The sequence below is a fragment of the Streptomyces sp. NPDC059740 genome (assembly GCF_042733155.1).
GTDB lineage: Bacteria > Actinomycetota > Actinomycetes > Streptomycetales > Streptomycetaceae > Streptomyces.
In genome coordinates this window covers 337,718-355,844 of record NZ_JBHWGP010000002.1, presented here as the reverse complement: position 1 = coordinate 355,844, position 18,127 = coordinate 337,718, and the positions used below count along the sequence as shown (strand labels likewise).

Annotated in this window: 14 protein-coding genes and 1 pseudogene; 10 read left to right on the top strand and 5 right to left on the bottom strand. The window is 74.1% G+C overall.

All coding sequences use genetic code 11. The features are described from left to right. Positions 1-16: 16 nt before the first annotated feature. Entirely contained in the window at positions 17-502 is a 486-nt protein-coding gene (locus ACFV3R_RS04355; protein ID WP_385575263.1) for an Lrp/AsnC family transcriptional regulator, read from the bottom strand. A gap of 129 nt (positions 503-631) precedes the next feature. On the opposite strand from ACFV3R_RS04355, the gene hppD reads away from it, so the two are divergent. The 4 genes from hppD to ACFV3R_RS04335 all read left to right on the top strand — a co-directional run bounded on the left by hppD (position 632) and on the right by ACFV3R_RS04335 (position 7,090). Next, positions 632-1,810 (top strand): 4-hydroxyphenylpyruvate dioxygenase, encoded by a 1,179-nt coding sequence (hppD, locus tag ACFV3R_RS04350; RefSeq protein ID WP_385575260.1) that lies wholly within the window; start codon positions 632-634, stop codon positions 1,808-1,810. A gap of 196 nt (positions 1,811-2,006) precedes the next feature. Further along, positions 2,007-3,380: an FAD-binding oxidoreductase gene (locus ACFV3R_RS04345; protein WP_385575257.1), complete on the top strand. Its 1,374-nt coding sequence runs from the start codon at positions 2,007-2,009 to the stop codon at positions 3,378-3,380. A 214-nt stretch (positions 3,381-3,594) separates the two neighbouring features. After that, positions 3,595-5,070, top strand: coding sequence for a dihydrolipoyl dehydrogenase family protein (locus ACFV3R_RS04340; RefSeq protein ID WP_385575253.1), 1,476 nt, complete (start codon positions 3,595-3,597; stop codon positions 5,068-5,070). Between the two features lie 304 nt (positions 5,071-5,374). Next, positions 5,375-7,090 (top strand): SDR family NAD(P)-dependent oxidoreductase, encoded by a 1,716-nt coding sequence (locus ACFV3R_RS04335; RefSeq protein WP_385575250.1) that lies wholly within the window; start codon positions 5,375-5,377, stop codon positions 7,088-7,090. Between the two features lie 36 nt (positions 7,091-7,126). On the opposite strand, the gene ACFV3R_RS04330 is transcribed toward ACFV3R_RS04335, so the two are convergent. Continuing rightward, positions 7,127-7,681, bottom strand: coding sequence for an SsgA family sporulation/cell division regulator (locus tag ACFV3R_RS04330; protein ID WP_385575247.1), 555 nt, complete (start codon positions 7,679-7,681; stop codon positions 7,127-7,129). A 337-nt stretch (positions 7,682-8,018) separates the two neighbouring features. Here ACFV3R_RS04330 and ACFV3R_RS04325 point away from each other — a divergent pair, with 337 nt between their 5' ends. Both ACFV3R_RS04325 and ACFV3R_RS04320 read left to right on the top strand, forming a co-directional pair. Then, complete coding sequence (locus tag ACFV3R_RS04325; protein WP_385575244.1) at positions 8,019-9,563, top strand: RDD family protein; 1,545 nt, start codon at positions 8,019-8,021, stop codon at positions 9,561-9,563. A 155-nt stretch (positions 9,564-9,718) separates the two neighbouring features. Further along, the gene (locus ACFV3R_RS04320) at positions 9,719-10,534 is read left to right on the top strand and encodes an RDD family protein (protein WP_385575241.1); all 816 of its coding nucleotides are present in this window, start codon (positions 9,719-9,721) and stop codon (positions 10,532-10,534) included. On the opposite strand, the gene ACFV3R_RS04315 is transcribed toward ACFV3R_RS04320, so the two are convergent. Then, the gene (locus ACFV3R_RS04315) at positions 10,528-10,833 is read right to left on the bottom strand and encodes a hypothetical protein (protein ID WP_385575238.1); all 306 of its coding nucleotides are present in this window, start codon (positions 10,831-10,833) and stop codon (positions 10,528-10,530) included. The genes ACFV3R_RS04320 and ACFV3R_RS04315 overlap by 7 nt on opposite strands. A gap of 389 nt (positions 10,834-11,222) precedes the next feature. Here ACFV3R_RS04315 and ACFV3R_RS04310 point away from each other — a divergent pair, with 389 nt between their 5' ends. Both ACFV3R_RS04310 and ACFV3R_RS04305 read left to right on the top strand, forming a co-directional pair. Further along, a complete protein-coding gene (locus tag ACFV3R_RS04310; RefSeq protein ID WP_385575233.1) occupies positions 11,223-13,604 on the top strand; it encodes an immune inhibitor A domain-containing protein in 2,382 nt (793 codons plus the stop codon). 122 nt (positions 13,605-13,726) lie between these two features. Further along, positions 13,727-14,032 (top strand): annotated as a pseudogene (locus ACFV3R_RS04305) (hypothetical protein); the annotation flags it as partial. A gap of 195 nt (positions 14,033-14,227) precedes the next feature. Here the strand turns inward: ACFV3R_RS04305 and ACFV3R_RS04300 are convergent. Beyond that, positions 14,228-14,824, bottom strand: a complete 597-nt coding sequence (locus tag ACFV3R_RS04300; protein ID WP_385575229.1) for an isochorismatase family protein — start codon at positions 14,822-14,824, stop codon at positions 14,228-14,230. A 281-nt stretch (positions 14,825-15,105) separates the two neighbouring features. Next, complete coding sequence (locus ACFV3R_RS04295; protein WP_385575225.1) at positions 15,106-16,434, bottom strand: nicotinate phosphoribosyltransferase; 1,329 nt, start codon at positions 16,432-16,434, stop codon at positions 15,106-15,108. Between the two features lie 323 nt (positions 16,435-16,757). On the opposite strand from ACFV3R_RS04295, the gene clpS reads away from it, so the two are divergent. Together clpS and ACFV3R_RS04285 are read left to right on the top strand one after the other, a co-directional pair. Beyond that, a complete protein-coding gene (clpS, locus tag ACFV3R_RS04290; protein ID WP_385575501.1) occupies positions 16,758-17,051 on the top strand; it encodes an ATP-dependent Clp protease adapter ClpS in 294 nt (97 codons plus the stop codon). Further along, positions 17,051-17,635: a DUF2017 domain-containing protein gene (locus ACFV3R_RS04285; protein ID WP_385575221.1), complete on the top strand. Its 585-nt coding sequence runs from the start codon at positions 17,051-17,053 to the stop codon at positions 17,633-17,635. Before clpS ends, ACFV3R_RS04285 begins: the two co-directional genes overlap by 1 nt. The last annotated feature ends 492 nt before the right edge of the window (positions 17,636-18,127 follow it).

Here is an 18,127-nt window from a genome sequence, read left to right as displayed (position 1 = left end):
GCCCGTCCGGCGCCCCTCAGCCCGGCGGCCGGCCGCCCTCCTCCGCCGCCTGCCGGACGAGCGGGATGACGCGGAAGCGCACCGGGTTCTCCATGGCGATCGTCGTCGCCGCCCGCACGATCCCGGCGAAACCCACCACCCGGTCGATGACGCGTTGCAGGTCGGCGTTGGAGCGCGCCACCAGCCGGCAGAGCATGTCGCCGTGGCCGGTGGTGGTGTGCAGCTCCAGCACCTCCGGCACCGACGCCAGGTGGGCCCGCACGTCCGCCCCCTGGCCCTGCCGGATCTCCAGGGTCGCGAACGCCGTCACCGGGTAGCCCAGCGCCGCCGGGTCCACGTCCGGGCCGAAGCCCCGCACCACTCCCCGGCTCTGCAGCCGGTCCAGGCGCGCCTGCACGGTGCCGCGCGCCACCCCCAGGCGGCGCGAGGCCTCCAGCACACCGATACGCGGTTCGGCGGCCAGCAACTCGATGAGCCTGCCGTCCAACTGGTCGATCGCCATCGGCGGACCATAGTCCCGCGGTGGGCATCCTGCACAGACCGCCCCGTCCGATCCGCTCCGCACCGGGCAGAATGCCCAGCCGCCGGCCGATGTGTTGCGCACCCTGTCGAGCGGGGGCACCCTGCCGCCATGGCAGACACCTCGACGCACATCGAGCAGGCCCCCACCCCCGACGCCGTCCCCGCCACCGCCCGCGCGGCCGACCCCTTCCCGGTACGGGGCATGGACGCCGTCGTCTTCGCCGTCGGCAACGCACGCCAGGCCGCCCACTACTACGCCACCGCGTTCGGGATGCGCCTGGTCGCCTACCAGGGACCGGAGACCGGCTGCCGCGAGACGGCCTCCTACGTCCTGACCTCCGGCAGCGCCCGGTTCGTCTTCACCTCCGTCATCCGGCCCACCACCGGCGCGGGCCGCTTCCTCGCCGACCACGTCACCGCCCACGGCGACGGCGTGGTGGACCTCGCCATCGAGGTGCCCGACGCGCGCGCCGCCTACGCCCACGCCGTCGCCCAGGGCGCCACCGGACTGGCGGAACCCCGGGAGAGCAAGGACGAGCACGGCACCGTCGTCACCGCCGCCATCGCCACCTACGGCCAGACCCGCCACACCCTCGTCGAGCGCTCCGGCTACACCGGCCCCTACCTGCCCGGGTTCGTCGCGGCCGAGCCGCTGGTCGACCCCGCCACCCAGGGCCCGCGCCGCTTCCAGGCCATCGACCACTGCGTCGGCAACGTCGAACTGGGCGCCATGGACAAGTGGGTGTCCTTCTACAACGACGTCATGGGCTTCACCAACATGAAGGAGTTCGTCGGCGAGGACATCGCCACCGAGTACTCCGCCCTGATGTCCAAGGTCGTCGCCGACGGGCACCGCAAGGTCAAGTTCCCGCTCAACGAGCCGGCGGTGGGCAAGAAGAAGTCGCAGATCGACGAGTACCTGGAGTTCTACGGCGGCCCCGGCGTGCAGCACATCGCGCTCGCCACCAACGACATCGTCGCCTCCGTCCGCGCCATGCGCGCCGCCGGCGTCCAGTTCCTGGACACCCCCGACTCCTACTACGACACCCTGGGGGAGTGGGCCGGTGAGACCCGGGTGCCGGTGGAGACGCTGCGCGAGCTGAAGATCCTCGTCGACCGGGACGAGGACGGCTACCTGCTGCAGATCTTCACCAAGCCGGTCCAGGACCGGCCCACGGTGTTCTTCGAGATGATCGAACGCCACGGTTCCATGGGCTTCGGCAAGGGGAACTTCAAGGCCCTCTTCGAGGCCATCGAACGGGAACAGGCCAAGCGCGGCAACCTCTGAGCACCCCGGGCCCGCGCCCCGCACGCCACCCCCCACCCCTACCGCTGCGTCCCCGCCCCGCGCCCCCACCGGCGGAACCGGGGACGCAGCGGCGGCCCCACGCGCCCCACCCCTCCCGCAGCCCCGGCCGACCACAGTGCGGGACGCTTTTCCACAGTCCTTCCGCAGCCCCGCCGACCGGTGCCACGCTGTCGCCATGGACAGCGCGAAGCTCATCGAACGGCTGCACTCCGGGCTACCGGAGGACGCGGTGCTCACCGACCCCGACGTCACCGTCTCCTACGCCCACGACATGGCGAGCTTCTGCGAGGCCGGCACCCCCGCGGCCGTCGTCCTGCCCCGCACCGTCGAACAGGTCCAGCACGTCATGCGGACCGCCACCGAACTGCGCGTGCCCGTCGTCCCGCAGGGCGCCCGCACCGGCCTGTCCGGCGCCGCCAACGCCAGCGACGGCTGCCTGGTCCTCTCCCTCACCAAGATGGACCGCATCCTGGAGATCGACCCCGTCGACCGGGTCGCCGTCGTCGAACCCGGCGTCATCAACGCCACCCTCTCCCGCGCCGTCGCCGCCCAGGGGCTGTACTACCCGCCGGACCCCTCCAGCTGGGAGATGTGCTCCATCGGCGGCAACATCGGCACTGCCTCCGGCGGCCTGTGCTGCGTCAAGTACGGCGTGACGGCCGAGTACGTCCTGGGCCTGACCGTCGTCCTCGCCGACGGCTCGCTGCTGAACACCGGCCGGCGCACCGCCAAGGGCGTGGCCGGCTACGACCTCACCCGTCTCTTCGTCGGCTCCGAGGGCAGCCTCGGCATCGTCGTCCGGGCGACCCTCGCCCTCAAACCCGAACCCCCGCAGCAGCTCGCCCTCGCCGCCGAGTTCCCCACCGCCGCCGCGGCCTGCGAGGCCGTCTGCCGCATCATGGCCGACGGCCACGCCCCGGCCCTGCTGGAACTCATGGACCGCACCAGCATCCAGGCCGTCAACGCCATGGCCAACATGGGCCTGCCCGAGACCACCGAGGCCCTGCTCCTCGCCGCCTTCGACACCCCCGAACCCGCCCGGGACCTGGCCGCCGTGGCCCGGGTGTGCACGGAGGCCGGCGCCACCGAGGTGGTGCCCGCCGAGACCGCCGCCGAGTCCGACCTGCTGCTCCAGGCCCGGCGCCTGACGCTCACCGCCCTGGACCGGGTCAAGGGCGTCACGATGATCGACGACGTCTGCGTCCCCCGCTCCCGCCTCGGCGAGCTGCTCGAGGGCGTCGCCGCCATCGCCGCCCGGCACGACCTGACCATCGGGGTCTGCGCCCACGCCGGTGACGGCAACACCCACCCCACCGTCTGCTTCGACCCCGCCGACGAGGACGAGGCCGCCCGCGCCCGCATCTCCTTCGACGAGATCATGGGCCTCGGCCTCGAACTCGGCGGCACCATCACCGGCGAGCACGGCGTCGGCCTGCTGAAGAAGGACTGGCTCGCCCGCGAACTGGGCCCGGTCTCCCTGCGGTTGCACCGCGGCATCAAGGAGGTCTTCGACCCGCTCGGCCTCCTCAACCCCGGCAAGGTCTTCTGACCGCCCGCCCGGCGCACCCGGAACACGGCACGGCCGTACTCGCGACGCCCGACCGGCCACGCCCGCGACGCCCGACCGGCCGTACCCGCAAGGCCCGCACCGTGTGGCCGCGCAGGCCCCGCCCGGGCAGGATGTCCCACGGGCCGGCCGCCAGGGCCGTGCGGGCGCGTCACCGACCGGTGCGCGCCGGGAGCCTTGCAGAGACGAGGGACCGATGGCGAGCAGGGACGAGGGCACCGGGGCCGGCACCGACGAGGCGGCGGAGACCTTCGACGTCGTGGTGGTCGGCGCCGGGCCGGTGGGGGAGAACGTCGCCGACCGCGCCCACGCCGCCGGCCTGACCACCGTGATCGTCGAGAGCGAACTCGTCGGCGGCGAGTGCTCCTACTGGGCGTGCATGCCCAGCAAGGGCCTGCTGCGGCCGGTCGCCGCCCACGCCGACGCCCGCCACACCCCCGGGCTGCGCAGCCTGGCCGCCGCACCGCTGGACGTCCCCGAGGTCCTCGCCCACCGCGACGCCGAGGCCTCCGGCTGGCAGGACGACGGGCAGGTGCAGTGGCTGGACTCCGCCGGCATCACCCTGGTGCGCGGCCACGGCCGGCTCGACGGCCCGCGCCGCGTCACCGTCACCCGCGAGGGCGCCGCCCCGCGCACCCTGCTGGCCCGCCACGCCGTGGCCGTGTGCACCGGCAGCCGCGCCGTCGTCCCCGACCTCCCCGGCATCGCCGGCGCCCGCCCCTGGACCAGCCGGGAGGCCACCTCCGCCAAGGCCGCACCGGGCCGCCTGGCCGTGGTCGGCGGCGGCGTGGTCGGCGTGGAGATGGCCACCGCCTGGCAGGCCCTGGGCTCCCGGGTCACCGTCCTGGTGCGCGGCGAGGGGCTGCTGCCCCGCATGGAGCCGTTCGCCGGCGAACTGGTCGCCGACGCCCTGCGCGAGGCGGGCGCCGAGGTCCGCACCGGCGTCTCCGTCGCCTCCCTGGACCGCGCCGACCCCGCGGGCCCGGTCCGCCTCACCCTGGACGACGGCTCGGAGCTGACCGTCGACGAGGTGCTCTTCGCCACCGGCCGCGCCCCGCGCACCGACGACCTCGGCCTGGAGACCGTCGGCCTGACCCCCGGCTCCTGGCTGGAGGTCGACGACGGCCTGCGCGTCACCGACGTCCCCGGCGGCTGGCTCTACGCAGTCGGCGACGTCAACCACCGCGCCCTCCTCACCCACCAGGGCAAGTACCAGGCGCGCATCGCCGGTGACGCCATCGGGGTGCGCGCCCGCGGCAACACCCTGCTGGAGGACGGCCCGTGGGGTGCGCACGTGGCGACCGCCGACCACGGCGCCGTCCCGCAGGTCGTCTTCACCGTCCCCGAGGTGGGCGCGGTCGGCCTCACCGCCGCCGAGGCGGAGCGCGCCGGCCACCGGGTGCGCACCGTCGACCTCGACCTGGCGGGCGTCGCCGGCGCCGGCCTCTACCGGGACGACTACACCGGCCGCGCCCGCATGGTCGTCGACCTCGACCGCGAGGTGCTGCTCGGCGTCACCTTCGCCGGGCCGCAGGTCTCCGAACTGCTCCACTCCGCCACGATCGCCGTCGTCGGCGAGGTCCCGCTGCGGCGGCTGTGGCACGCCGTGCCCTCCTACCCGACGCTCAGCGAGGCCTGGCTGCGGCTGCTGGAGGCGTACCGGGACGCGTGACCGCCCGGCCGGTGCGGACCCTGCGTCCGGACGCCCCGAAGGCATTGCGCGCAGCCCGCCCGGAAACCCGTGCCGCCAGGCGGGAAAACGCTGTCGAAACTTCTTCCGTCCGGCGGCCAAATGACGGGTGAATGGCCGTCGGGGAAGTCAATTTCCCTATGAAACTATCTCGTCGGACCGGTATGCGCCGATTCGCGCGGGGGCTCCTTGTCGAATCATCCGCAACGGCACGAGGGATGTTTCGGCGTAAAGGGTGGCCAACCCGGTCCTATCGTCCCGGGAAGGGCGGTTCCCGGGGCGGACGATGCCCGACCTCGGCCGCCAGGACACGGTGCTGGTCACCGGCGGCGGCCGGGGCATCGGCTTCGCCATCGCCGAGGAACTGGCCCGGCGGACCGGCTGCCGGGTCGTGGTCACCGGGCGCGCCGCACCCCCCGGCGACGAGCCGTGGCAGGCCCTCGACGAGAAGGCGTTCGCCCGGTGGAGCCGCGAGGAACTCAGGGCCGCGGCCGGGAAGGACGCCGTCCGCGACACGCGGCGGCGGCTGTCCCGGGCCGCGCAGCAGCGCGAGGTGCACGGCAACCTGCGGCGGGCCGCCGCCGCCGGGCTGCGCCTGGAGTACCAGCGCTGCGACTGCACCGACCCCGAGGCGGTGCGCGACCTGCTGGAGCGGATCGGCGAACCGCCCACCGTACTGATCCACAACGCCGGCACCGACCAGTCGCGACGCTTCGCCGACCAGAGCCCGCACGAGGTCGCCGACACCGTCGCGGTGAAGGTCGACGGCCTGCTCACCGTGGTCGACGCGGTGCGCACCCGCCCCGGGGCCCGGCTGCGCCTGGTCTCCGGCGTCGGCTCGCTGGCGGGGCGGGTCGGCGGCATGGTCGGCCAGGTCGCCTACTCCGCGGGCAACGACGCGCTGGCGCGCCTGGGCCACTGGATCAGCGCCGAGCTGGGCATCCCGGCGCAGACCACCGTCTGGCACACCTGGGCGGGCAGGAGCGGACTGGCCAACCTCAGGACCGCGGTGCGCTACACCTCCCTGGTGGACCCGGGCGAGGGGGTGGACCACTGGGCGCGCGAAATCCTCTCCGGAGCCGCGGGCGAGGTCCTCTTCATGGGCCGCTACGGCAACGCCGTCCTGCCCCACCAGCTCTCCAACCGCATGCCCCTGGTGTACGACGCGGACCACCCCCGGTGGGCCTCCGCCCGCCACTACCTGGGCGAGCTGCGCAGCTACCGCATCCACGGCGACATCGAGTGCGTGAACCGGCTGCGGACCGGCGACCACCCGTGCTTCGGCGAGTACACCGTCGACGGGCACCCGGCGCTGCCGGTGTCCGTCCTGCTGGAGTACGCGATCAGCCTCGGCGACTGGGTCACCCCCCACGGCTGGCCCCCACTGCGCCTGCGGGAGGTGACCGGCGTCGACGTCCGGCTCGGCTCCCTGGCCTTCCGGGACGGCGAACTGCGCCTGCGCAAACGGGGCCACGGCGCCGAACGCCGCGACGGCAGCTGGACGGTCACCGTCGACCTGGCCCGGGACGACGACGGCACCCCGGTGCTCTCGGCGGACCTGGTGTACGGCGAGGAGCCGGCCGAGGTCCCACCACCGCGCGCGAGGAGCGGCCCGCCCCGGCAGCCGGCCGCCGCGGCCACCGGGAGCTCCCGCCACCGCTGGTCCCGCCACCTCTTCCGCGCCCCGGTGCGCCGGGCCGCCGCGGGGGGAGGGGAGGAGTTCGCCCTGCGGCCGGTCGAGGGCGCCGACCTGTGGTCGCTGCCGTACGCCCCGGCTACCCGGATCGACCCCGCGGCCCTGGAAACGCTCGCCCGGACCGCGATCACCGCCCGGGGCGACAGTGCCGAGCGCCTGCGGATCGCCCGCCTGGTACCGGGCCCGGGCGCCACGCGGCTGCCGGTGCTGCGGAGTTCGGCCGACGGGGCCGACTGGCTCGGCACCACCGGCGAGGGCACCCCCGCGCTGCTCGCCGAGGGGGTGGCGGCGGGCCCCCTCACCTGACCCGCACCCGCCGGCCGTGCCGTGACCGGCGGTGGCTCAGCCCGCCGCGGACCGCGGCCCCTCCGGCGGTCCGCCGGCCCGGTCCTCCTCGGCCCCGCCCGGCCGCGCCTCCCCGGCGGCGCCCGCCACGCCGTCCGGCCCCTGCCCGGCGGCCGGGTCCGCGGCCCGCGGTGCGTCCGTCTCCCCCGCCAGCCAGTCGGCCACCGCCTCGCCCAGCCGCAGGTGGCCCTGTTCGGTGCCCGGCGGCACCAGGCGCAGGGTGCGCTCCAGCCACGCCGACAGCGGGGCCGTCGCCACCTCCAGCAGGGCCTGGCCGTCGGGCGAGGACAGCGCCATCGTGACCACCCCGCGGGACCCGCTGCGGCTCGGCCACACCCGGACGTCCCCCGCACCGCACGCCCGGAAGACGCCCTCCACCAGCAACTCCCGGGCGAAGACCCACTCCACGGGCGCCGGCGAGTCCAGGTGGAAGGTCACCCGCACCGCGTACGGGTCCGCACTGCGGTAGGTCAACCGCGCCGGCACTGCCACACTGCGCTCCGGTGACAGCACCAGCCGCAGCTCCAACTCCCGCTCCACCACCGCCTGCATGGTCCTCGCCCCTTTCCCCTGCCGCGGTTCCGCGGCTGCTCGCACCCCGCCACCGGGCGGGCCTGCCACGGCCGGCGACGTGCCGGCCGGTCACCGGCGACACGACGGCGACACCTTCCAAGAGGGCGTCTCCACACGATCCTTACGCGACTTCGCACACCCTTTTCGGAGGACCCCGTAAAGGTGGCCCACCTCCGTCGTGACCGTCCCACCTCGGCCCGTCTGATAGATGTGGACGCCGCGGTTGCGGCAGACTGCACCTGGTGACGTGCGCGACCCGACCGGGCCGGGCGCGAGCCGACCGCCCAGCACACCGAGACAGATACGGGAATTGGACATGAGTGCCCCCACTCCAGGAGCCGCCGGCGCACCAGCCCCGGGTTACTACCCGGACCCGTCCATCCCCGGGTACATCCGGTACTGGAACGGCTCCTCCTGGGAGCCGGGCACCAGCCGTCCCGCGGCGGCCGACGGCGAGACGCCCGCTCCGCCCGCGAACGCCGGCGCCCCGGCCGACACCCCCGCCGGCGCCGGGGCCCCCGCCGCGGCGGTGACCGACACCGGCCCGGTCTTCTTCGACGACGAGTCGGCCTCGGCCGCGCAGACCACGCCGCCGGCCCTGGACGGCCCCACCCCCGGCTGGCACGCGGACCCCGCCCGCCAGGGCGGCCTGGCGGACGGCGGACGGCTCAGCTGGGGCGCCGAGCAGTCCGCCGGCGCGGGCCAGGCGCAGCAGGCCGGGGTGCCCACCCCGCGCGGACAGGGCGGTGCCGCCCCGGAGGGCCAGGCGCCTGCCGCCGAGAGCGGCCCCACCCCGCCCGCCGACCGCGGCCCGCGCCACGAGGGAACGGTCGCCATCCGCGCGGTCCGGTCCGGTGGGGCGAAACCGTCCGGCGAGGGCGGTAGCACCCCCGCCGGCAGCACCCCCGCCGGCAGCACTCCGGGCGACAGCGCCCCGGCACAGTCCGGCCCCGCGCCCACCCCCGGCACCCCACCCCCGGCGCACAACAGCACCATGGCCATCCGCGTCCCGCGCCCGCAGAGCGGCCCCGGCGCGCAGGTCCCCCCGCAGGCGGCGCCGCAGGGCCCGTCGACCCCGCAGGGCGCCCCGCCGGCCCAGGGTGCGCAGCCCGCCCCCGCCGTGCCCCCGCAGGCGAACCCGGGCCCCGCCGGCCCGCAGGGTCCCACCGGCCCGGGCCCTGCCGGTCCGCAGGTCGGGGGCTTCCCGCCCGGCGCCTTCCCGCAGCAGACGGCGCTGCCGCCGGACGCCTTCGTCCCCGAGCCGTTCGCAGCAGGTGGCGCGGCCCCCGAGGGCGGCCCGGCAGCGGAGGGGGTCATGCCGTGGAAGCCGCCGGTGGAGAACCCGTTCGCGTTCGCCGAGGCGACCCCCGGCCGTCCCGCGGCCCTCGGCCGCCGCTTCGCCGCACGGCTGCTGGACAGCGTCGTCCTCGGTGCGGTGGTCGGCGCGGTGGCCTTCCCGCTCGGCTCCCTGGGCGCCGACCACATCGCCGACAAGGTGGCCGCGGCCAAGCAGAGCGGCCGGCTGACCACCGTCTACCTCCTGGACGGGACGACGGGCGGTTACCTCGCCGTGGTCCTCGCCGTCCTCCTCGTCGGCGGTCTGCTCTACGAGGCGCTGCCCACCGCGAAGTGGGGCGTCACGCTCGGCAAGCGGCTGTGCGGGGTCCGGGTGCTGGACATCGAGGACCACGAGACGCCCACCTTCGCCTCCGCCGCCCGACGCTGGCTGGTCTACGGCGTGCTGGGGGCCGTCGCGGTCGGCGTGGTGAACGCGGCATGGTGCCTGTTCGACAAGCCGTGGCGCCAGTGCTGGCACGACAAGGTGGCCCGCACCTTCGTGGCCGAGCGGGAGAGCGACTGACGGCTGCTCCGGTGCCGCCTGCGCCGGCCCGGGTGGCCGCTCCACCGGGGCGTCCGCTGGGGTGACCGTTTCCCCGTGCGGCGCGGCCCGGCGGGCGGTCCCCCGAACGGCGCGCGCCGGATGCGGGGCGGGGCCGGGCGCGATCGACTCGGGCCATGAGCACCGACGACTCCAGGACCCCGCCGGGAGAACCGCCGCGTGACGAGGACCCGCTCGCCGAGCGTCCCGGGCCGCCGGGCCTGTCCCACGCCAACGGCTCCCCCGGTGCGGACCCTGGGCGCGGACACGACCGGGCGCGGGCAGCCGGCCCGCCGCCCGGCTCCGGCCCCGGGGGCGGCGAGCCCCAGGGAGGCGGCGGGGCCCACGGCGGCGCCGGGGAACCGTACGGGGGCGGGCCCTACGGCGGGCCCTACGGCGGTGGACCGTTCGGCGGGCCGGGCTCGGACAACCCCTACGGCGGGCCCTACGGCGCGGCCGACCCGCTGGCGGGGATGCCGCCGCTGGCCAACCGGGGCCGACGGCTGGTCGCCCGCATCATCGACGCGCTCATCATCGGGGTGCCGATCGGCCTGATCATGTCCTTCGCGCTGAACATCCACTACACCGCGTCCGACGGCGACTTCGTCGTGGGCCGGGACACCGGCAAGCAGAGCCTGGTCCAACTGGTCACCCTGGTGGTGTACCTGGTCTATGAGGCCCTCATGCTCGCCTACCGGGGGCAGACGGTCGGCAAGATGCTCATGCGCATCCGGGTGGCGATGCTCGACGACGGTTCGGTGCCCTCCGGGCCCGCAGCGTGGATCAGGGCCGCGGTCTACTCGCTGCCGGAGGTCGTGCCCTGCTGCGGGGCGATCTTCTGGCTGGTCAACGTCCTGTGGTGCACCTGGGACCGGCCCTACCACCAGTGCCTGCACGACAAGGCCGCCAAGACCGTCGTGGTCTCCACCCGGCAGCCGTCGACGCCCTACTGACCGTCCGGTCCGAGGCCGTCCCAGCCGCCCCGGGCGACCACCGGGCCGTCCCCCGCCACCCCGGTGACCACCGGGCCCCCGGGTGCCGCGGCCTCGGCCGGGGCCGGCGGTCTGCGGGGGAGGGGAGGCGCGACGGCCGGGGCGGTGACGGCGACCAGGAGGCCCAGGGCCAGACCGGCGACCGTGACGACGGTGATCCCGGCGACGGTGCGGGTGCCCGAGAGCAGCAGCATCGTGAGGGTGGCCAGGAGGACCGTGGCCGAGCCGTAGACGATCTGGGCACTCGTGGGCCGGGGCATGGCGCCGCCCTCCGTGTCGCTGTCCGGGCCAGGGGCGGGACGGGCGCGCCCGGCCACTTGGCCGGACCTCGCCGGGAGCGGCGGACACCGTGCCGCGCGACGCCCCGCGGGCGTTCCTGCCCGCGAGCCGTCACCGGTAAGCGCCCGGGCGGCGGTGAGGGGAGGCACGAGGGGGCGCAGGGGTCGCGGCCCCGGGGACCGGCCGAGGGGGCCGGGGCGGGGCGAACCGCAGGCAGGTGGGCGAAATCCTCGCGTTTAAGGGCAAGTGAACGTACTGGTTGATCATGTGCCAGTCAAGATCTGTCTTTTCCGTTCTCTTTACGGTCGAATGCCCTTCACCACAGGTGCGAGTCAGGGGAGGACGACGTCAAGTGAAGGTGCAGAGACGGATGTTCGCAGGCCCCGCTCTCGTGACGGCCATCGCCGCCACGGTTGCGGTGACGCTGTCGGCGGGGGCGGCGCAGGCGGGGGCCGCGACCCCCTCATCGCGGCACACCGCTGCCGGCGGCGACCCGGCCCCCGAGGCCCGCAGCGTGGACCACGACCTCAAGGGCCCGTTCACCGACACCCGGACCGCGCAGCGCAAGCAGGCCCTCTCGGAGGTCCTCTCCGGACGCGCCAAGGCGACCCGCCGGGACGGCTCGGACGTCGTCAGGCTCGGCAAGGGCAAGTACGTCGAGCTGGCCCGGGAGAAGACGGACAAGATCTTCACGATCCTGGCCGAGTTCGGCGACAAGGTCGACGACACCACCATGTACGACCCGGACGGCAGCGGTCCGCAGCCGCCGGTGAAGAAGTACGGCGGCACGGCCGGCCCCGCGCACAACCAGATAGCCGAGCCCGACCGACGCACCGACAACAGCACCGACTGGCAGAAGGACTTCGACAGCCGGCACTACCAGGACCTCTACTTCTCGCACGACAAGAAGAAGGAGTCGCTGGCCAAGTACTACGAGAAGCAGTCCTCCGGGCGCTACTCGGTCGACGGCGAGGTCTCCGACTGGGTCAAGGTCCCCTACAACGAGGCCCGTTACGGCTCCGACTACTGCGGCTCCACCAACTGCCCCAACGCCTGGGACCTCATCCGGGACGCCGTCAACCAGTGGACGGCCGACCAGAAGGCCCAGGGCCGCACCGCCGGGCAGATCAAGGCCGACCTCGCCCAGTACGACCAGTGGGACCGCAACGACTACGACGGCGACGGCGACTTCAACGAGCCGGACGGCTACATCGACCACTTCCAGATCGTCCACGCCGGCGAGGACGAGTCCGCGGGCGGCGGCGTCCAGGGCGACGACGCCATCTGGGCGCACCGCTGGTACGCCTACGGCACCGACGCCGGGAAGACCGGCCCCGCCGGCAACCCCATGGGCGGCACCCAGATCGGTGACACCGGCATCTGGATCGGCGACTACACCATGCAGCCGGAGAACGGCGGACTCGGCGTCTTCGCCCACGAGTACGGCCACGACCTGGGCCTGCCCGACGAGTACGACACCTCCGGCACCGGCGAGTCCTCCGTCGACTTCTGGTCGCTGATGTCCGCCGGCTCCTGGCTCGGCACCGGGAAGAACGCCATCGGCGACCTGCCCGACGACCTCAGCGCCTGGGACAAGCTCCAACTGGGCTGGCTGAACTACGACACGGCGAAGGCCGCGACCAACTCCACGCACAAGCTGGGGGCGGCCGAGTACAACACCAGGAACCCGCAGGCGCTCGTCGTCAACCTGCCCGACAAGGCCGTCACCACCACCGTCGTGCCGCCCGCCGAGGGTGAGAAGCAGTGGTGGAGCGGTATGGGCGACGACCTGAAGAACACCCTGACCCGCACCGTGGACCTCACCGGCGCCTCGAAGGCCGCCCTCTCCCTCAAGGGCTGGTGGGACATCGAGAAGGACTACGACTACCTCTACGCCGAGGTCTCCACCGACGGCGGCGCCGACTGGCAGGCGCTGGACGGCACCGCGAACGGCACGGCGATCCCCCGTGACGGCAGCGGCACCCCCGCGCTGACCGGCACCACCGACGCCTACCAGGACCTGACCTACCCGCTCGACGCGTACGCCGGCAAGAAGATCGACCTGAGGTTCCGCTACCAGACCGACGGCGGGGTGGCCCAGAAGGGGTTCGCCGCCGACGACCTGGTCGTCACCGCCGACGGCAAGCCGGTCTTCAGCGACAACGCCGAGAGCGCGCAGCCCGGTTGGACCGCGCAGGGCTTCTCCCGGATCGGCTCCTCCTTCACCCGGGACTACCCGCAGTACTACATCGCGGAGAACCGCCGCTACGTCTCCTACGACAAGACCCTGCAGACCGGCCCCTACAACTTCGGCTGGAGCAGCACCCGTCCCAACCAGGTCGAGCACTTCCCCTTCCAGGACGGCGTGTTGGTGTGGAAGTGGGACACCTCGCAGGCGGACAACAACGTCGGTGAGCACCCCGGCCTCGGTCTGGTGCTGCCGGTCGACTCCCACCCGAAGGCGACCCGCTGGGCCGACGGCACGCTGATGCGCAACCGCTTCCAGACCTTCGACGCCACCTTCACCCACCACTGGACCGACCCGGTCACCCTCCACAAGGACGGGGTCAGGATCCGCATCCCCTCCCGCCCGGGGGTCGGCACCTTCGACGACCACAAGGGCGTCTACGTGGACGGGGCGAACCCCACGGGTGGCGTGAGCGTTGTTGACACCAACACTCGGATATCGATCACCGACGAGCCGCTGAGTGGCTCGACGGTCACCCTCCATGTGGGGCCGTCAGTCAAGTAAACGGTAAAGCCGCAGGTCAGAAGCCTTTTGGTCGCCCCCCCCTAGCGGGCGGCGACCAAAAGGCGTTTAGATGCCTCTAGCGATCCTTGTTGACACCCAGTCTCAGGAGAGGAGAGTGGCGCATGCCCGGCGGAGGTTTCGTCCGGCTCCCGAGAGGGAGTGTGGTGGTCGCCCTGAGCCTGCCCAGACCTGGTGGCCGGGAACACAGCGTGCGGGTGCTGGTGCACTCCGTGAACCGGCAGCGGGCCCTGACCCGGCTGCGGAACCTGGGCCTGCACTCGGTCTACCTGCGCGGCAACACCCACCCGCCGACCCCCGACGAGGTCAGCGCCGTCCTGCACCACCCCGACGGCCTGGTATGGCGGGCCAGCCCGGAGGACGACACCGAGTCCTGGCACCCCATCCGTCACCTGCTGCGCCCCGAGACGGCCGCCCCCCGGTGCCCCGCGGTCCTCGCCGCCCGCGCCCACGCCGCCGACGGCACCTGGTGGTCCTCGGACCGCACCCGCCTCCCGGCCGGCCGTACGGTCCCCACCGGCCCGGCAGGGCCCCGGCTGCCCCGCCCCGTGCCCGCCCCGGCGGCCGAGCGGGCACCCCGGGCCGCGCGGTTGCGGTGGTTCGGGTCAGCGGGCCAGGACGACTGGCTCCCCCGAGAGTTCCGCCCCGGCCTCACGTAGCTCCGCCAGCGCCCGCTCGGTGGTGTGCGGCGCCACCCCGGCGGTCAGGTCCAGCAGGACCCGGGTGGTGAACCCCTCACGCACCGCGTCCAGCGCCGTGGCCCGCACGCAGTGGTCGGTGGCGATCCCCACCACGTCCACCTCGCTGACCTCCCGGTCCCGCAGCCACTGCGCCAGGCCGGCACCGTCCTGGTCGCGCCCCTCGAATCCGCTGTAGGCCGCCGTGTAGTGGCCCTTGTCGAAGACCGCCTGCACGGCTCCGGAGGTCAGCGCCGGCGCCAGGTTGGGGTGGAAGCCACTGCCCTCGGTGCCCACCACGCAGTGCGGTGGCCAGGAGTGCTCGAAGTCGGGCTTGGGCGAGAAGTGGTCGCCGGGGTCGATGTGGTAGTCGCGGGTCGCCACGACGTACCGGTAGCCGGTGCCGCCGGCCTGTCCGATCAGCTCGGTCACGGCTGCGGCGACGTCCGCCCCGCCCGCGACCGCGAGGCTGCCGCCCTCACAGAAGTCGTTCTGGACGTCCACGACGATCAGTGCGCGGTGCATGTGCGGCCTTTCCGCTGGAAGGGGGAGCGGCCCGGAGGCGGAACCGCTCACGGTCCCCGCCGCCCCGGGGAGCCGTCCCGACCCGGTCCGCGTCCCGGGAGGCCGGGCGGTGACGGCGCTCACACGGCGACATGAATGAAGGGTAGACACCGGCTCGCCGGGACGGGAGGGGGCGGCGCCACGGCCGGACGGCCCCGGGGGCCACGCCCCGGACACACCCGGCGCACGGGGCGGGGGCCTTCGGCGCGGGCCGGCCGCGGGCGCACCGGGGACGCGGGGCCTCAGACGTACTCGGTGGGCAGGACCGGCTCGCCGCGTGAGAGCTGCGTCGCGGACATCGGCAGCCCGGCGCGCGCCGCGATGTGCCGCTCCCGGGCGGCCTCCAGCGGCTCCCGCGCCACGACCTCGCCGCCCCGGACCAGCGGTACCTGGAGCAGGTGGTCGCGCAGGCCGGCGGGGACCTCGCCGGTGCCGACGACCTCCGCCTCGGCGACGCCGTCGGCGTCCCGGCGGCGGGCGGCCCACTTGGCGCCGCCCCGGGAGGACTTCGCCCCGGCGGAGCGCTTGGCGACCGGCCGCAGCGGCGCCGACGGGTCGGTGCCGTCGGCCCGCGCCACGAGCTTGTAGACCATCGACGCGGTGGGGTGGCCGCTGCCGGTGACCAGCTGCGTGCCGACCCCGTAGGCGTCCACCGGCGCCGCGGCCAGCGAGGCGATGGCGTACTCGTCGAGGTCGCTGGTGACCACGATGCGGGTCTGCTTGGCGCCCAGCTCGTCCAGCTGCTGCCGCACCCGGTGGGCGAGCAGCAGCAGGTCACCGGAGTCGATGCGCACCGCCCCCAGCCCGGTGCCGGCCACCTCCACGGCGGTGCGCACCGCCTCGGCGACGTCGTAGGTGTCCACCAGCAGCGTCGTGCCGCTGCCGAGGGAGTCGACCTGGGCGGTGAAGGCGCCCCGCTCGCTGTCGTGCAGCAGGGTGAAGGAGTGGGCGCTGGTGCCGGCGGTCGGGATGTTGTAGCGGAAGCCCGCTGCCAGGTCCGAGGTGGTGGTGAAGCCACCGAGGTAGGCCGCCCGGGAGGCGGCGACCGCGGCCAGCTCGTGGGTGCGGCGCGCGCCCATCTCGATCAGCGGCCGGCCGCCGGCCGCCACCGCCATGCGCGAGGCCGCGGCGGCCACCGCGGAGTCGTGGTTGAGGATGGAGAGGATGACGGTCTCCAGCAGCACCGCCTCGGCGAAGGTGCCCTCCACCCGCATGACGGGGGAGCCGGGGAAGTACACCTCGCCCTCGGGGTAGCCCCAGATGTCGCCGCGGAAGCGGAAGTCCGCCAGCCACTCCAGGGTCGGCCCGTCCAGGATGCCGCGGTCGCGCAGGAACTCCAGGACGGTGGCGTCGAACCGGAAGTTCTCCACCGCGTCCAGGACGCGTCCGGTTCCGGCCACCACGCCGTAGCGCCGGGCCTCGGGCAGGCGGCGGGTGAAGACCTCGAAGACGGAAGCCCGCTCGGCGGTCCCCGACCGCAGTGCGGCCTGCAGCATGGTGAGCTCGTACTGGTCGGTGAAGAGCGCGGTCGAGGGCACTTCCACCGGCAGCCCCAGGTCTGCTGTGTTCATACGTGCGATGGTAGCGCGAATACTCGTCACTCTGACGATTTCAGTTTCGGCCACCTTCGCGCCGAGGCTTTCCCTCGCGGAGTTCCCGGGGCCCCACCTCGTCCCGGCCCGGTCCGAGGCGGGCCGCCGCCGGTCCTTTGCCCGCCCTCACGGCCCCGCTCGGTGCGCGGCAGGCCCTCCGGGTGGTCCCGGCCGGTCCGGCCGGCGGGACGTGCCCGCCGGGCCGGTTTGTGCGACGCGCCACGCGGGGTGGCAGCATGGGGGGCGTGAGTGCCCATCTGTCACCCGTCCATGGCCGAGCGTGGCCGCAGAGTTCGCTCAGTGTGCCGATCGAGATCGAGCGGCCCGAAGCCGAGGAGGCGCCGGTCGAGGTCCCGGAGCCGGACGTCCCGTGGGTGACGGTGGTCCACAACGACCCGGTGAACCTCATGAGCTACGTGGCCTACGTCTTCCAGAGCTACTTCGGCTACCCCAAGGACAAGGCGCACCAACTGATGCTGGACGTGCACCACAAGGGACGCGCGATCGTCTCCAGTGGCAGCCGAGAGGAAATGGAACGCGACGTGCAGGCGATGCACGGGTACGGCCTGTGGGCCACCCTCCAGCAGGACCGCTGATGCCGGGCTACTTCGAGGCGCGCCCGGAGGGCGGCGCGACCATCGTCCTGGACGAGGTGGAGATCTCCATCCTCCGCAGCCTCAGCGTGCAGCTCCTCGAACTCATCGGCCCCGGTGAGGAGCCGGCGCAGGACGCCGACCCGCTCGCGGCGCTCATGGTCGAAGGCCCCAGTGAGCCCCCCGCCGACCCGGCCCTGGCCCGGCTCTTCCCCGACGCCTACGGCGGCCCCGGCGCCCCCGCGGACCGGGCCACCCGGGAGGCCGCGGCCGAGTTCCGCCGCTACACCGAGACGGACCTGCGGGCCGGCAAGCGCGAGAACCTGCTCGCCGTGGTCGGCTCGCTGGACGGCCTGAGCGCCCGCGAGGACGAGGACGAGGTGCTGCGGCTCGACGCCGACCTGTGCCGCCAGTGGCTGGGCGCCCTCAACGACCTCAGGCTGGCCATCGGCACCCGCCTGGAGGTCTCCGAGGAGGACGACACGCTGATGCGCCTGCCGGACTCCGACCCCCGCAAGCCCATGGTCCACGCCTACCTCTGGCTGGGCGGCCTCCAGGAGACACTCGTCGAGTCCCTCACGGCCTGAGGGCGGGCCGAGCGGCCCGTGACGCCTGAGGGCCCGCGTGTCCGTGTTCGGGTGGCTGGGCGGCCACAGGTCCGGGGCCGGCCTTGCCGGACGCCCGGCCGGGGCGGTGACGCCGGTGCGCCGGCTTTCCGGCGACATCGGAATGATCAATTCCGTTTCCCTGGCACGCCGGTGAAGTCATTTCCGGTGAGCGAAATCCGGCTTCCCGGAAGTGGAGGTTTCCGGACATCAAGTCTGCGGCGCCGCATAACGATCCCATCACCCCGTGACCGGTTCGGCTCGGCAAGCTGTCCCTTTTGGTCCATACTTGTCATATTTATGGGGTCGTCACTTCGAAATACGTCCCTGGTCGACCGCAAAGTGGCCGTGATAGATCTTCTCGACCTGCCGCGTGGTGACGCCACCCCTGTCACCTGTGGGAGCGCCGAGCCGACCGACCGTCGGTGGGCGGGAAACTCCGTCCGGGGGGATCGAGAACCGATCTGGACAGAC

Excerpts from the sequence above, each read along its gene's own strand:
- ACFV3R_RS04285 (WP_385575221.1), top strand. The coding sequence starts at position 17,051 with ATGCCGGGCTACTTCGAGGCGCGCCCGGAGGGCGGCGCGACCATCGTC.
- ACFV3R_RS04300 (WP_385575229.1), bottom strand. The coding sequence starts at position 14,824 with ATGCACCGCGCACTGATCGTCGTGGACGTCCAGAACGACTTCTGTGAG.
- ACFV3R_RS04335 (WP_385575250.1), top strand. The coding sequence starts at position 5,375 with ATGCCCGACCTCGGCCGCCAGGACACGGTGCTGGTCACCGGCGGCGGC.
- ACFV3R_RS04340 (WP_385575253.1), top strand. The coding sequence starts at position 3,595 with ATGGCGAGCAGGGACGAGGGCACCGGGGCCGGCACCGACGAGGCGGCG.
- ACFV3R_RS04320 (WP_385575241.1), top strand. The coding sequence starts at position 9,719 with ATGAGCACCGACGACTCCAGGACCCCGCCGGGAGAACCGCCGCGTGAC.
- ACFV3R_RS04310 (WP_385575233.1), top strand. The coding sequence starts at position 11,223 with ATGTTCGCAGGCCCCGCTCTCGTGACGGCCATCGCCGCCACGGTTGCG.
- ACFV3R_RS04295 (WP_385575225.1), bottom strand. The coding sequence starts at position 16,434 with ATGAACACAGCAGACCTGGGGCTGCCGGTGGAAGTGCCCTCGACCGCG.
- hppD (WP_385575260.1), top strand. The coding sequence starts at position 632 with ATGGCAGACACCTCGACGCACATCGAGCAGGCCCCCACCCCCGACGCC.
- ACFV3R_RS04325 (WP_385575244.1), top strand. The coding sequence starts at position 8,019 with ATGAGTGCCCCCACTCCAGGAGCCGCCGGCGCACCAGCCCCGGGTTAC.
- ACFV3R_RS04345 (WP_385575257.1), top strand. The coding sequence starts at position 2,007 with ATGGACAGCGCGAAGCTCATCGAACGGCTGCACTCCGGGCTACCGGAG.
- ACFV3R_RS04330 (WP_385575247.1), bottom strand. The coding sequence starts at position 7,681 with ATGCAGGCGGTGGTGGAGCGGGAGTTGGAGCTGCGGCTGGTGCTGTCA.
- ACFV3R_RS04315 (WP_385575238.1), bottom strand. The coding sequence starts at position 10,833 with ATGCCCCGGCCCACGAGTGCCCAGATCGTCTACGGCTCGGCCACGGTC.
- ACFV3R_RS04355 (WP_385575263.1), bottom strand. The coding sequence starts at position 502 with ATGGCGATCGACCAGTTGGACGGCAGGCTCATCGAGTTGCTGGCCGCC.